This is a genomic window from Streptomyces sp. SLBN-31 (assembly GCF_006715395.1).
In the GTDB taxonomy this organism is placed as follows: domain Bacteria; phylum Actinomycetota; class Actinomycetes; order Streptomycetales; family Streptomycetaceae; genus Streptomyces.
In genome coordinates this window covers 3,832,836-3,845,721 of the sequence record NZ_VFNC01000001.1, presented here as the reverse complement: position 1 = coordinate 3,845,721, position 12,886 = coordinate 3,832,836, and the positions used below count along the sequence as shown (strand labels likewise).

Annotated in this window: 11 protein-coding genes; 4 read left to right on the top strand and 7 right to left on the bottom strand. The window is 68.3% G+C overall.

The features are described 5' to 3' along the window. The first annotated feature begins 142 nt into the window (after window positions 1-142). From FBY22_RS17805 to FBY22_RS17795, 3 genes are all read left to right on the top strand, one after another. Window positions 143-694 (top strand): hypothetical protein, encoded by a 552-nt coding sequence (locus FBY22_RS17805; RefSeq protein ID WP_142146688.1) that lies wholly within the window; start codon window positions 143-145, stop codon window positions 692-694. A gap of 490 nt (window positions 695-1,184) precedes the next feature. Continuing rightward, window positions 1,185-3,140 carry an N-acetylmuramoyl-L-alanine amidase gene (locus FBY22_RS17800; RefSeq protein WP_399211306.1) on the top strand — a complete coding sequence of 652 codons (1,956 nt, stop codon included), beginning with the start codon at window positions 1,185-1,187 and terminating at the stop codon, window positions 3,138-3,140. A gap of 319 nt (window positions 3,141-3,459) precedes the next feature. Then, the gene (locus FBY22_RS17795; RefSeq protein WP_142146685.1) at window positions 3,460-3,813 is read left to right on the top strand and encodes an antibiotic biosynthesis monooxygenase family protein; all 354 of its coding nucleotides are present in this window, start codon (window positions 3,460-3,462) and stop codon (window positions 3,811-3,813) included. Window positions 3,814-4,174: 361 nt separating this feature from the next. Here the strand turns inward: FBY22_RS17795 and FBY22_RS17790 are convergent, their stop codons facing one another. Together FBY22_RS17790 and FBY22_RS17785 are read right to left on the bottom strand one after the other, a co-directional pair. Continuing rightward, complete coding sequence (locus FBY22_RS17790; RefSeq protein ID WP_160159891.1) at window positions 4,175-4,546, bottom strand: hypothetical protein; 372 nt, start codon at window positions 4,544-4,546, stop codon at window positions 4,175-4,177. Between the two features lie 501 nt (window positions 4,547-5,047). Next, window positions 5,048-5,533: a DUF5994 family protein gene (locus FBY22_RS17785; RefSeq protein ID WP_142146682.1), complete on the bottom strand. Its 486-nt coding sequence runs from the start codon at window positions 5,531-5,533 to the stop codon at window positions 5,048-5,050. A 171-nt stretch (window positions 5,534-5,704) separates the two neighbouring features. Between FBY22_RS17785 and FBY22_RS17780 the strand changes: the two genes are divergently transcribed. Continuing rightward, window positions 5,705-5,959, top strand: a complete 255-nt coding sequence (locus FBY22_RS17780) for a hypothetical protein (protein ID WP_142146680.1) — start codon at window positions 5,705-5,707, stop codon at window positions 5,957-5,959. A gap of 51 nt (window positions 5,960-6,010) precedes the next feature. Here the strand turns inward: FBY22_RS17780 and FBY22_RS17775 are convergent, their stop codons facing one another. The 5 genes from FBY22_RS17775 to FBY22_RS17755 all read right to left on the bottom strand — a co-directional run bounded on the left by FBY22_RS17775 (window position 6,011) and on the right by FBY22_RS17755 (window position 12,886). Next, window positions 6,011-6,532, bottom strand: a complete 522-nt coding sequence (locus FBY22_RS17775) for a DUF5994 family protein (protein WP_222127775.1) — start codon at window positions 6,530-6,532, stop codon at window positions 6,011-6,013. A gap of 1,458 nt (window positions 6,533-7,990) precedes the next feature. Continuing rightward, window positions 7,991-8,122, bottom strand: coding sequence for a hypothetical protein (locus FBY22_RS45045; RefSeq protein ID WP_260844911.1), 132 nt, complete (start codon window positions 8,120-8,122; stop codon window positions 7,991-7,993). A gap of 1,700 nt (window positions 8,123-9,822) precedes the next feature. Further along, complete coding sequence (locus FBY22_RS17765; RefSeq protein ID WP_142146678.1) at window positions 9,823-11,010, bottom strand: ABC transporter ATP-binding protein; 1,188 nt, start codon at window positions 11,008-11,010, stop codon at window positions 9,823-9,825. An 89-nt stretch (window positions 11,011-11,099) separates the two neighbouring features. Next, entirely contained in the window at window positions 11,100-11,933 is an 834-nt protein-coding gene (locus FBY22_RS17760) for a carbohydrate ABC transporter permease (protein WP_142146676.1), read from the bottom strand. Next, window positions 11,933-12,886, bottom strand: a complete 954-nt coding sequence (locus tag FBY22_RS17755; protein WP_142146674.1) for a carbohydrate ABC transporter permease — start codon at window positions 12,884-12,886, stop codon at window positions 11,933-11,935. Before FBY22_RS17755 ends, FBY22_RS17760 begins: the two co-directional genes overlap by 1 nt.

Sequence of the window (12,886 nt, the reverse complement as noted above, 5' to 3'; positions counted from 1 at the left end):
CATCACCATCTTGCATCTACCGGGTCCAAACCTCGTACGCTGTGACATACGATGCACCCACACATCCCGGGGTCCGAGCCGAGCGGCACCGCAGCTGACTTCAGCGAGGCGCGGCACGGAGGGGTGAGGATGAGAGGAAGACATGGTCTCGGCAACTCGCGCAGCGCATGAGATTGAGGTCACTGCGGAGAGCCTCCAGGAGGACCTCGCCCGCCTGGAGATTCAGAAGCAGGCACTGGAGAGGGAACTGGCCGCCGTGGCCGCCCACCTCGACTCCGTCCAGCGCGCCCTGAGCGCCCTGACGGTCCTCATGGCCGAGCCGTCCGGCCGCCGAGGAGCCGAGCAGCCCGAACAGCCGGAGGCCGACGCTCCGGTCGTCGCGCCCGCCGCCCGCACGGCGCGAAAGCAGTCCGCGCCGCGACAGGCGGAGCGCAGGCAGAAGGAGAAGCCGGTGGCCTCCTCGCATGCGGAGGCCGAGGAACCGCGCAGCTACGGGGCCCTCACCGAACAGATCCTGGACTACTTCGCGGGCGTCGGTGACGCGGAGGTCCGCGCGCGCGACGTGGCCGCGGCGCTAGGCCGCGACACCGACTCCGGGAGCATCAATGCGGTGCGCAGCACGCTCGACCGTCTGGTCGGCACCTCCCGCGTACGCCGGGCCGGCCGCGGTCTCTACCGCGCCCAGGAGTCCTGACCGAAGCCTTCTCGGCTCAGTGCACTGAATGTCACAAAGATGCCTCGGGCACCTGCCCGCGGGGGTTCGAACAGGAGCCCGAGGCACGCACCCGCTGACGGACGGTCCGCGGGTGGGCGAGCGCTCCCATACCGGCAACTCAGCGTGTCACACGGTGCCGGAGTCGCTGTGAAGAGTGTATAGCAATCCACATCGTCTTTGGGTTCCGGCGTCCCTGTCCCGGGCGCACTCTTCCCCGGGTGCCTAGGATCACGCCTGGTCACTTCACCTTCGCGGCGCCCCCTCCCTACCTGGCCTGTTCGGCAACTCGCCTTTCTGGACGGGCTGTTATGCCCTTTCTACACAGCTTCGTTCACAACAACGTGTGACGGAAACAGTTACCCTTTCCGTGGCCACTGCAACAAACATGGTCCTATAGTCATCCGCGCATCGAGTTGTCGCCCGGGCCTTCCCCCATGAGCGGCCATGCCGTCGGCGCCCCTTGACGCCCATGTTTCTTCCTCTGAGGAGCATCACCTTGCACAGAAGAAAGAGGGCCGTTGGCGTGCCCGTCGGTATCGCCGTGAGCGCGCTGGTCGCGGGCTCCTTGCTCACCCTGCCCGGCCACGCACTCGCCGACGACCCGAGCGCGACCGCGGACTCTCGCCAACAGGCGCTGCTGGCCGCTGCCGAGGAGTTCGACATCCCGTCGAGCGTGCTGCTCGCCCTCTCCCACCAGGAGTCGGCCTGGGAGGGTCACGGCGCCCTGCCGAGCACCGACGGCGGTTACGGACCGATGAACCTCACGGACGTCACCCCCACCATGCTGGCTGGCGGTGCCGCGGGCGCGGCGGGCCGCGCCGACCTCGACTCCCTCGCCGCGGACCCCGCCTTGCACACCCTGCGCCAGGCGGCCGAGCTGACCGGACTCTCCGTCAAGTCCCTGCGCGAGGACGACACCGCGAACATCCGCGGGGGTGCCGCCCTGCTCGCCTCGTACGAGAAGGAGTTGGTCGGGGCGACCCCCGTGGACCCCTCACAGTGGTACGGGGCAGTGGCCCGGTACAGCCAGGCCAAGCAGAAGCAGGCGGCTGCCTCCTTCGCCGACCGTGTCTTCCGCACGATCCGCAGCGGTGCCTCGGCGACAACCCAGGACGGCCAGCGCGTACGCCTGTCCGCCGTACCTTCCGTCGATCCCGCCCGAGAGCAGATCAACTCCCTGCGCCTGAAGACCTCGTCGACGGCGGCCGCCACCGAGTGCCCCACTACCGTCGACTGCACCTTCGTGGCCGGATCACCGGTCGGCCGCCAGGTCGCCGACCGGCCGACCAATGGCATCCGCATCGACACGATCGTCATCCACGACCTGGAGTCCACCTACGACGCCGGCGTGGCGGGCCTGGCCAACCCCACGAGCCCCGCCGCGACCCACTACGTGATGTCCTCTTCCGGCACGGTCACCCAGATGGTGCCCACCAAGGACATCGCCTTCCACGCGGGCAACTACTCGACCCATTTGCACTCGATCGGCATCGAGCACGAGGGGTACGCCGCGCACGGCGCCGCCTGGTACACGGAGGCGCAGTACCAGGCCACGGCGGACTTGGTGAAGTACCTGGCCGAACGCTTCGACATCCCGCTGGACCGGCAGCACATCGCCAGACATGACAACGTTGCCGGGCCCAACTCCGCTCTGGTCTCCGGTATGCACTGGGACCCGGGTTACGCCTGGGACTGGAATCACTTCATGAGCCTGCTCGACGCCCCGGTCAGCGGCGTGTCCGAGGTGCCGCAGCCCGGCTCCGTCGTGTCGATCAAGCCGTCGTTCGCGGACAACGTGCAGACCCTCCAGATCTGCCCCTCCGACGACCCGACCGGCCAGACGACCACCTGCATCGAGCAGCAGCACCCGACCAACTTCGTCAACCTGCACACCGCTCCGAGCGAAACAACCCCGCTTTTCGGCGATCAGTCGATCCACGGCACCGCGCCCGGCACCGACCGGGTGAACGACTGGGGCAGCACGGCTCAGGCAGGGCAGCAGTTCGTCGTCGCGGACGTCCAGGAGGACTGGACCGCGATCTGGTTCAGCGGTGCGAAGGCGTGGTTCCACAATCCTGGCGGCGTCAACACCCGTACCAGCTACGGTGTGAAGATCATCAAGCCCGCGGGCACCATTCCCGTGTCCCTCTACGGCTCCAGCTATCCCGACAAGGCCGAGTACCCGGCCGGCCTGGGCGCCTCCACACAGGGACCGTTGAGCATGTACGCCATTCCGACCGGACAGGCATATGTGGCTACGCGGGAAGCGGCCGCCACCGACGACTACTTCCCCTCCAGCGGAGCGGTGGTCATCGGAGGCAAGAAGATGTACACAATCCAGTACAACCACCGTGTCGCCCTCGTCTACGCGAACGACGTGACCGCAACCACGGCCGTCCACCACTGGGAGAACGGCGGCAACTGAGCCACAGGCCGCGGTATTTGAGTAACCGCAAGAGGGCTCTCACGCGACGTGCCGCGGGCACACCGTGTGGGGGCCCTCGCCTCTCCTGCCCAGCAGCAGCGCGTGCCGGGCGGTTATCTGCGAAGGCGGCGACGCGACAGCACCGATCAAGCCCACCCGTCGCACGGAGGCCTCGCCTTCCCGGGACGTCCCAGCGGGATCCTTCAGCATTGCCCCGCCGAATGCCGCAAAGCAACAACGCCCACGGTGTCGACCCGCGCCCGTACATCGGCACCCGCCGACCCGTCACATGTGCGGGGCGTCGTCGGTCAGTAGGGACATGAGCCATTCCCTCGCGTCGAAGACCAGCACCGACGAGCCTGTCACCGTCATCAAGACCTACACCGTGCCGACGGACGAAGCCGACCGCTTCACCGTCGTGTACCAGGAGAACGCCCGAATCATGGCGGCCCAGCCCGGCTTCCTCCGCTCCCGCCTGCACCGTCCCCTCGATGAAGGCCCGGAGACCCGCTTCGTCCACATCGCGGAGTGGACGTCGGGGACCGCCCTCGACAAAGCCACCGAGAATCCCGAGTGGCATGCCTCGCTGCAGCGCATGTTCGACGACCCCGACCTGCACATCACCTCGGAACCGGCGAGCTACCGCGTCGTCGTCGAACTCCACCCCTCCTGACAACGCGTCACCCGGCACCCTGGCCGCGCCCCGATGATGCTTCCGTCATCTGCCGCGTGCCGGCGTGCCGGGCGTCGGCCCACCACGGAGCAGGCGTCTTCATGCGGGCCGGGGCCGCCTCACACAGGGAAAGCCGCGGCAGCCCGGCCCTTGCACTCGCGGCCGGGTCGCGCGGCGGGTGAGACACTCGTTGGCGGCAGATGACGTTGTCGGTAGAGAGCGGAACCGCCACGCTCATAGCAGGAATGGACATCTCGGTTCGCGAGACATCCGCACCCGCCTGCTCCATAGACCGGGCAACCGATGCAAGTCGTGCTCGGCCTCTCGCCAGCACCGATTCGTGCCCGACTGCGACCGCTGGTCAGGACGCCCTGTGCCCCTCCGCCATCCGGTCCATGAGCCATTCCCCGTAGAGCCGCTGTGCGATGTAGGCGTCCGGCCCCGGAAGCAGATCATCGCGCCGCACCCGACTACCGAGGAAGGTGCTGCGCCAGTCGGTGAAGACCTGACGGTGCTCGTGCTCCGCGGTCAGCGCCTGCCGCACGAAGGTATCCAGCCTGAACTGTCGGGGACCGGCAATCTCCTTCACACCCTGCAACGGTGAGAACGCTGCGGTGTGAGCAAGAAGCGTGGCCACTTCCTCTCCTGCCACCGGTCGCGTCCGAACCGGCGGCAGCCACACGATCCAGTCCTCAGTGGCTGCCTCCGCGACATCGTCGACCGTTTCAAACACTTGGGTGGACCGGATTATGGAGTACGGGACCTCGGAGCGTGCCACCATCTGTTCCTTCCATCGCAGGGCCCGGAAGGCCCCCTCCGTTCCTATCCGGTCGACACCCACTGGCGGTTGCTGACACAAGGATGGGCGGAGGTTTCGCGCCCGTCCCCAGCGCTCGGCCGAGCCACGGCGACCTGGTGACCCGGCGGTCCCGCCCCGCCTCCGATCCGAGGCAAAGCGGCCGACGGTAGGCACCAGCGCCTCGTGACACGGTGCGGCCCGTGTTGGGGCCATCCCCGCCCGCGCGGGGAGCATCCGCTGCCTGCGCGTATCTCGACCTTCACTGCTCCCCGCACGCGCGGGCATGGTGCTCGTCCCCGGCGCGCGGGGTGTGCAGCTCGGACATGTCGGCGTCCCCTGCTTCCCGCACTGCGCGGGGTCGGGATGCTCGCCCTGGGTTTGTAGGCGGTACTCGCGGCCGAACGCCTCCTGTTGCCCGTGGAGGACCGACCGTGATCAGGTCTCCGGACCCACCTCGCCGGTGCCCGTGTCGATGAGGATCTGTGCGGCCTGGGACACGTTGTCGGCGCGTACTGCTTCGGTCATCGCCGCGCTTGCCGCCTCGGGCGTCGCGTGCGGCGGGACCACGAGGAGGGAGAAGAGGTCTTGGTCGCCCCTGGTGACGAGGACGGTGTCGTCGCCGACCGGGAAGGAGTCGATGTGGACCACGTGGTCGTCGACGATCAGTCGGGTCGGCAGTCGCTCCCAGGCGGCGGCGTCCAGGCCGATGCGCGTGACCGGCCCGAGATGCTCGGTCAGAGCGGTGATCAGGGCCGGCAGCTCGGCGGCGATGTCACGGGATCGCGGCCACCATGCCCCGTCCAAAACGCCCTGCCGCTCATGTGTCGTCTCCAGCCGTACGACCGCCATCCCGGGCCTCACCAGTTGGTGGAGCGTGTCCGGCAGGAGCTTGTGCACACGTGGGATGTCGGAGTCGGGCACCACACACACCTGTCTGTCCGCCGACGGGAAACACGGAGCGGTCTCCTCGTTTCACACTACTCCGCGGCTCACGGCGGCCGGGGGCTCTTGGTCACGTGCGTAAGCTGCGAGGCGGGCCGGAGTAGAGTCGAAGATCCCTTTCCCCAACCGTGCCCAGACGACGAGGTCGCCATGCAGCAGCCTCCCGAAACACCCTCGGAAGGGCACGCCGACGTACGCGTCGTCGCCGCCTCTCCCGAGGTCGCCCGACGTGTCGCGGAGGTGCTCCGGCGTTGCTTCGCGGCCACCGAGCAGCGCAGCTACCCCGCGGGCGCCGGGGGAGGAACGCGCCTGGAGCTCGTCATTGACACGACGCGGGCGGCGGAACCGGCGCGGTCCTGGCTGGAGACCAGCCGCTCACCGGAAGAGGACCGCCGACGCGAGTGAGGCGACGGACCGTGGCCCCCTGTTGGGGCCCTTTCGACAAGCAGCGCGAGGTCAACGGGAGCGTTTCGCGTCGCCCGGTCCGGCCGACGGAGCATGCGGCGGCCGGCCCACCAGCGCGCGTGTCAGTACCCCGGTGAGCTGTTGAGCCACCCCTGCAGCCGTGGTGACGGACCCGGTCAGGGGTGAGCCCGCGGCGGCCGACATGAGCGGTTCCGCGGCCTCCTCGGTGGTGTCCGGCGGCACGACCAGCAGGTCCCAACGCCCCTGGCCCGGGGCGAGCAGGACGACGGTGCGCGGGGCGGAAGCCCCCGGTGCCCTGTGCAGTCGTACGACCTGGTTGGCGACGAGCATCCGTCCGGGCACCGCGGACCACGTCGCCCCGCTGACCGTGACGCTGGAGATGTGGCCCCACTCACGCGGCAGTCCGGCGAGCAGGTGCGGAAGTTCGGCGAGCAGGTCGTACGAACGCGGCCACCACGCGCCGTCGATGGGCCGGGGGAGCTCCCTGCGGGGGGCCAGGCGCAGGCGCAGGACGGGTTGGGAGGACTGCGGGGGTTGCAGTGCGGTGCTCATGACGGCTCCTGCCAACTGCCTTGCAAGACGGGATGATTGACGTCGGGCGGCACGGGCCGCATCCGGGTTCGGCGGCGGCCGGCGCTCTTCGTGAACCGTGGCCGGCGGGGCGGACCGACCGCTGCCGCACCTTTGCCGGGCGCTGATGGGTCGGCGTGCTGGAGGTTGCGCCGGCTCTCGCCGGAGGAGCAGTACGTCGGGGGCGTGGATGAGCCGGTCCCCCAGCAGCCCGCCGACGAGGCCGAGAGCCACGAACGGCAAGCCTCCCCCGGCACCACGGGCTCGTACAGTCGCTCTCCGCCGTCGCGCACGGGGGCTGTGGTGGGGCTGGGTGACATGAGCGGCTCCTTGACCTCGGCGAAGGCCGCAGTGAGGAAGGCGCGGCCGGGGTCACGGGCTGCCCCTGGTGAACGAGTGGTCTGCTGGAGACGACCTGTCAGGAGGGTACGACGCACTCTCGTTGTCCCCACCGTACTCCCCATACCCGGAAACGCCCGAGACCGCTGGTCAAGCCCCGTGGGCCGGGTGCGTGGGCAGCTTCCGACAGTTTGAAGGGGGCCGCCGACTGGCAGGACCGGGCCCCGAGACACAGGCGGCCGCACTCGGCTCGCACCGCGGGAGTACCGGGAGATCACTGGGCGGCACCACGCACGTGGAAAGAACGGCAGGCGCGCACGTGAACCAGGTGGCACCGCGCACGTGAACCGGGCATCTGCCGCGGACACAAGCGGCCGTGGGTCCGCCGCCGCGAGCGTCTTCCGACGGCCGCCGTCGATCGTTCAATCCTCGACGGCGGCCGTCTGAGACTCCCCGCGCGACCGAATCCCCCTTCACGGGCGCGCGATCGGGAGCCGTGTACCCCGCATCGGACCGTGTGACGGCACGCGGGAGGCACCGCGCCGGTCTCGCGACGAGGGGAAGCATGACGGGGCGAGCCGAGCAGCCGGCCCAGCACGGCAACGAAAGCCGACTGCTCTGCAGAGGCTGCGAATCGGTCCTTGCCCTAGGTCTGGGGCCCAGGCAGCCAACCGGCCGCCGATCCGCGTGCGTTGCCACGAAACCCTGTGCGCAGCGGAGTGCCGCAAGCCTAAGCGGTCTCACTCCGGGTGAGAACCCCTGAGGGCCGTGGAGAATCCTTCGGGCGCACCAGCACGCGCGCGTGCTGGTGCGGAGTAGCGTGGAACGCGCTCTGCTGCGCCAAGGCGAGAGTGTGGCCGCAGGACGGCTCGAGTGCCAGTGGCAGCGCGACCAGCTCCCGAAAGCGATCAGCGAACTCGTACTTGACGACCAGCGATTGCGTAACGACATCTGCTGGTCAGTGTTCGACTACTGAGGCTGATCCACCGGCACCTTGCCGAAGCAAACGACGCCTCACCGACAATGGCCCCGCCGGAACACCAACCGGCGGGGCCTCGCCGTCAGAGTTCATCGGCATCGTGAACGCCGCCTTCGGCATTTTCAACGCCGCGCAACAGCCGCGGTGGTCGCGGCCGGTTCGTCGGCCACCGGTACGTCGTCGTGTTGGGCGAGCACTTCGAGGGTGTTGACGTGCAGCCGCAGGGCGCCGGCCACCGTTTCGGGGGTGAGCATGCCGCTGACCCGCAACCGTGCGCCGACCGTGCAGTCGGCGGCCCGGCGATGACATCCAACACGGTGCTGGTGCAGGGGATGCCGCCACCGTGACCTGATCTTCTTGGGATGGCCGCGTATCAGGCCGGCGAGCCAGTTGAGGGTGGCAGTCGGGCAGTGCAGACCAGGCCGTCAGGGCCCTCGACGGTATGGTTGTTCTTCTTCACGGCAAACGCAACTACCACCGGAGAAACGCCATTACGCTCCCGCCCCGCGCGGCTGCTGCCGCATCGGCCCACCTCTCGGGCAGCCACTCGTCGTCGGTGTGCGTCGGTGTCAGTGCGTCTGAGGGGAACCGATTTACCGGGTCGGGGCAGGGTGTGGCGAGACGTGCGGAGTCGTCGGCTCGCCGGGCTTGGCATCGGCATCACCGAGGTAGTAGACAGCTCCCGATTCACGACGAGACGTGTTCACGAGCAGCCAGCCGAAATCTGCCCCCGTGTGTCCCGAACCTGCCAGGGATCGGGTCCTGCTCCCCCAGTACAGCTGCTGGTCGCTGCGGTCTCCGGGGTCGACCGCTCATGTCATGGCAGCCACGCCCACGGCTGTCGGCACGCTCGAACAGGACAGCTGGGGAGCCTGTGCCATTGACGAAGGCAACGGAGCTGAAGTTGGCGGGGTCCGTGGGATCCATGGTCGTCGCATCGCAAGCACTCAGGACGCCCGCGACGAGTGCGGCGACCAGCCAGGATCTGTGCGGACGAGCATCCAAATCAAACCTCCGCTCGGCCCCCTTCGCCGACACCGGAGCGACCGCCTCGACATCGGCCTGGGCCTGCTCGGCCGGAGGATTCAACGCTCGCTCCGGATCGCGGGTTCCTCCCGCTCGACCTGCACGTGTAGCTGCTTGGTCAACTGCTCGGCGAGAGCATCCAGTTCGCTCAGCGAGTGGCGATCTCCTGCCGCTCCTGCATCTTCGCAGCCTCCCGCGGTCCCATGGCGTGCCGACTTCCTGACGGATCGCAGGCGGGGCCCGTCAGGGGCCCAGTCGAACTCGCCCAGTCTGCCGGAACCGGACCTGCCTGATGATCCACGCCAGGGTCATCCCCGCCAACCGGCACGAGCACATTCGACCGTGCTCCGATGCCCAGGGAACACAGCGACGCGGAGACCGCGGGCAGCCAGATACGCAAGGCGTACATCGGAAGCCATAGGCGCGGCGCCTGAGTAGACGACCGCTGCGCCGCGTCGGCCCGCTCGGACATGCAGAGCGAGCCGACGCTGTGTGCCAGCAGCCCCATCCGCCGAACACACCCGGACAAGCCGTCCGGGGCCGCCGCCGCGACTCCCAGTGGCCACAGTGCATGTATCCCGAATCCCACGCCGTAGACATACCCATGGCGAGCACCGAGCTCCCGGCGGAGAAGCCCACGCCAGACGGCAGGCGAGGGCCGAGCGAAGGCACTCCGTGCGAGGGCGAGGGCCTTCCGGTCCGAGCGCGGCGGCGAGTGCGCGTGCGCCGCAACACGTCTGATTCGGCGCGGTTACAGCTCCCAGAACGGCGCCTGCCCGGTCCAGCCGGCGACGATCGTGCTCGTGGGCCGGGTCGGCGAAGGTCCAGCACGTTTGGTCCAACCAGGCCTGGAAGTCCAGGAGCCCTGTCGGTTCCGAGCAGAGGCATCTCCTGGCCCATGATGTCGCCGTACGGCCGCCCGGCATTGTCAGGCTTCGCTCTCCGGGTGGGTCAGGTTCGCTCCGGTCGCCGGGTCGAACACGTGCGCCTTGGCCATGTCGACCAGCAACTCCACCGGCGCGCCCTCACGGGCGCGCGAGGCGGCGTCCAGGCGGGCCACGATCTGCTGGACCTCCGCTCCGGTGTCACTCATACCCGAGTCGGCCGCCAGTTCCTCCAGTTCGGCGGTCGTCGCGGACCCGCCCTCCGCGGTGAAGTACACGTACACATCGGAGCCCAACGACTCCAGTACATCCACGGTGGCGGTGAAGACGGGGCCGCGCCGGCCTTGTTGGGTCGACAGAGTCGCGTCCTCGAAGGCCTCGGGCCGGAGGCCGACGATGACATCGCGGGGCGCGTTCTGCCGTTCCAGTGCCTGCCTCGTACGGTCCTCGAGGGGCAGATCGCCGAAGGGCGAGCGCAGCATGCCGCCCTCCAGGGTGGCGTTCATGAAGTTCATCGCCGGCGAGCCGATGAAGCCGGCCACGAAGAGGTTGCGCGGCAGGTCGTAGAGCTGTGCGGGCGTGCCGATCTGCTGGACCAGGCCCTGCCGCATCACGACAACCCGGTCGCCGAGGGTCATCGCCTCTGTCTGGTCGTGGGTGACGTACACGGTGGTGGTGCCGAGTCGCCGTTGCAGGCGGGAGATCTGGGTGCGCATCTGCACCCGGAGTTTCGCGTCCAGGTTGGACAGTGGCTCGTCCATCAGGAACGCCTTGGGGTCGCGGACGATCGCACGCCCCATGGCCACCCGCTGGCGCTGGCCACCGGAGAGATTTGCGGGTTTGCGGTCCAGGTGCTCGGTGAGGTCGAGAATTCGCGCGGCCTCCTCGACCTTGGAATTGATGGTGGTCTTGTCCACCTTCGCCAGCCGCAGCGGGAAGCCCATGTTCTCGCGCACGCTCATGTGCGGGTACAGCGCGTAGCTCTGGAATACCATGGCCACGTCGCGCTCCTTGGGAGCGAGTTGGTTGACGACCTGGCCACCGATGCGCAGGGTGCCCTCGGTAATGTCCTCGAGCCCGGCGATCATGTTCAGGGTGGTGGACTTGCCGCAACCCGAAGGACCGACAAGGATCACGAACTCGCCGTCGGCGATGTCGAGGTCCACGTCCTTCACGGCAAGGGATCCGTCGGGAAAACGCTTGCTTACTCGCTCGAGGGTGATCTCGGCCATGCTGGTGCCTCCTTGCCTTCATGCCTTCCGGGTCCGGGAGGCGCGGTCGGGGTCTCCCGCCGGCGGCCTACCGGCCGCAGCCAGCCTGGTCACCCCTTGACCGCCCCGGAGGTCAGTCCGGCGACGATCCGCCGCTGGAAGAACAGAACGAAAATGATGATCGGAATGGTGATCACCACCGCGGCGGCGGCGATCGACCCGGTGGGCTGCTGGAACTGCGAACTCCCGGTGAAGAACGCGATCGCGGCGGGCACCGTGCGCGCGGCGCGGGTGGAGGTCAGCGAGATGGCGAACAGGAAGTCGTTCCAGCAGAAGATGAAGACGAGGATGGCCGTGGTGAACACGCCCGGGGCTGCCAGCGGCGCGATGACCAGCCGGAAGGCCTGCGCGGGGGTGGCCCCGTCCACCTTGGCGGCTTTCTCCAGGTCCCACGGGATCTCCCGGAAGAACGCCGACAGGGTGTAGATCGCCAGCGGCAGGGAGAAGGTCATGTAGGGGATGATCAGTCCCACCCATGTGTCGAAGATGCCCACGATGCGTTCGATGTTGAACAGCGGGGACACCAGGGAGATCGGGGGGAACATGGCGATCAGCAGCGACATGCCGATGAGAACCCGCTTGCCCGGGAATCGCAGCCTGGCCACCGCGTAGGCGGCCATGGTGCCCAACACCACCGCGATCACCGTGGAGATCAGTGCGATACCGATCGAGTTGATCAGTGCTCGGGTGAATTCGGAAGTCTTGAAGATGCCCCGGTAGTTCTCCCAGGTCCATTGAGTGGGAATGTAATTGCCGTCGGTGAGGGTGCTGGGGTCCTTGAACGACAGCGCGGCGATCCACCACACCGGGAACAGGGCGTACAGCACCACCACGACGTTGATGACACCCCAGCGGGCGGCGTGCGTCTTTCCCACGGTGGCCATCAGCGCTTCACCTCCGCCCCAGGTGCGGCCGCGCCGAAGAGCTTGACGAAGGCGAAGGCGATGATCCCGACTGAGATGAAGATCAGGACCGAGATCGTCGAACCGATGCCCAGGTTGAGCGCGGTGAAGAGATTGTCGTAACCGAGGATGGACACGGAGCCCGTCTCGTGGGCGCCCGAGGTCAGGATGTAGATGTTGTCGAAGATCCGGAACGCGTCCAGCGTGCGGAAGAGCAGCGCCACCAGGATGGCCGGTTTCATCAGCGGCAGGACGACCTTGAAGAACCGCTGCCGGGCGGTGGCGCCATCCACCATGGCCGCCTTCAGGGTTTCCTCAGGCACCAGCGCGAGGCCCGCGAGCAGGAGGAGGGCCATGAACGGGGTCGTCTTCCACACCTCGGCGAGCACGATCAACCACAGGGCGGACCACTGGTGGGTCAGCGGGGCCGATCCGCTCGGCAGCAGCCCCGCGAGGTAACCGAGCTGCGGGGTCCAGGCGTACTGCCAGGAGAAGGCGGCGACAACGGTGACGATGCCATAGGGAATGAGGGCCGCGGTGCGTACGGAGCCGCGACCGAAGATGGTGCGGTGCATCACCAGAGCGAGCCCCATGCCGAGGACCAGTTCGATGGCCACGGACACGCCGGCGATGAAGAGTGTCACCCAGAAGGCCTGCCACCAGAACGGGGAGGACAGTACCGCACCGTAGTTGCTCAGGCCCACAAACTTCGCCTGCCCTGGAAAGCGCAGGTCGTAGCGCTGCAGGGACAGGTAGACGGCGTATCCGATCGGGTACGCGGTCACGGCGACCATGACGGCCACAGCCGGCGAGCAGAGCAGCCAGCCCAGCCGCCGCTCCTGCCTGGCGCCGGCCGAGAGCGCCGCCTGGTCCTGCGCCGACTGTTTCGCCTCAGGGGGTGGCGGAGCTCCGGCCGGTTCTGCCTGCATACTCAT

Bases quoted from the DNA above. Each gene is read 5' to 3' on its own strand.
- FBY22_RS17765 (WP_142146678.1), bottom strand. From the start codon at position 11,010: ATGGCCGAGATCACCCTCGAGCGAGTAAGCAAGCGTTTTCCCGACGGA.
- FBY22_RS17775 (WP_222127775.1), bottom strand. From the start codon at position 6,532: ATGAGCACCGCACTGCAACCCCCGCAGTCCTCCCAACCCGTCCTGCGC.
- FBY22_RS17755 (WP_142146674.1), bottom strand. From the start codon at position 12,886: ATGAGTATGCAGGCAGAACCGGCCGGAGCTCCGCCACCCCCTGAGGCG.
- FBY22_RS17805 (WP_142146688.1), top strand. From the start codon at position 143: ATGGTCTCGGCAACTCGCGCAGCGCATGAGATTGAGGTCACTGCGGAG.
- FBY22_RS45045 (WP_260844911.1), bottom strand. From the start codon at position 8,122: ATGCTCACCCCCGAAACGGTGGCCGGCGCCCTGCGGCTGCACGTCAAC.
- FBY22_RS17780 (WP_142146680.1), top strand. From the start codon at position 5,705: ATGCAGCAGCCTCCCGAAACACCCTCGGAAGGGCACGCCGACGTACGC.
- FBY22_RS17800 (WP_399211306.1), top strand. From the start codon at position 1,185: ATGTTTCTTCCTCTGAGGAGCATCACCTTGCACAGAAGAAAGAGGGCC.
- FBY22_RS17760 (WP_142146676.1), bottom strand. From the start codon at position 11,933: ATGGCCACCGTGGGAAAGACGCACGCCGCCCGCTGGGGTGTCATCAAC.
- FBY22_RS17795 (WP_142146685.1), top strand. From the start codon at position 3,460: ATGAGCCATTCCCTCGCGTCGAAGACCAGCACCGACGAGCCTGTCACC.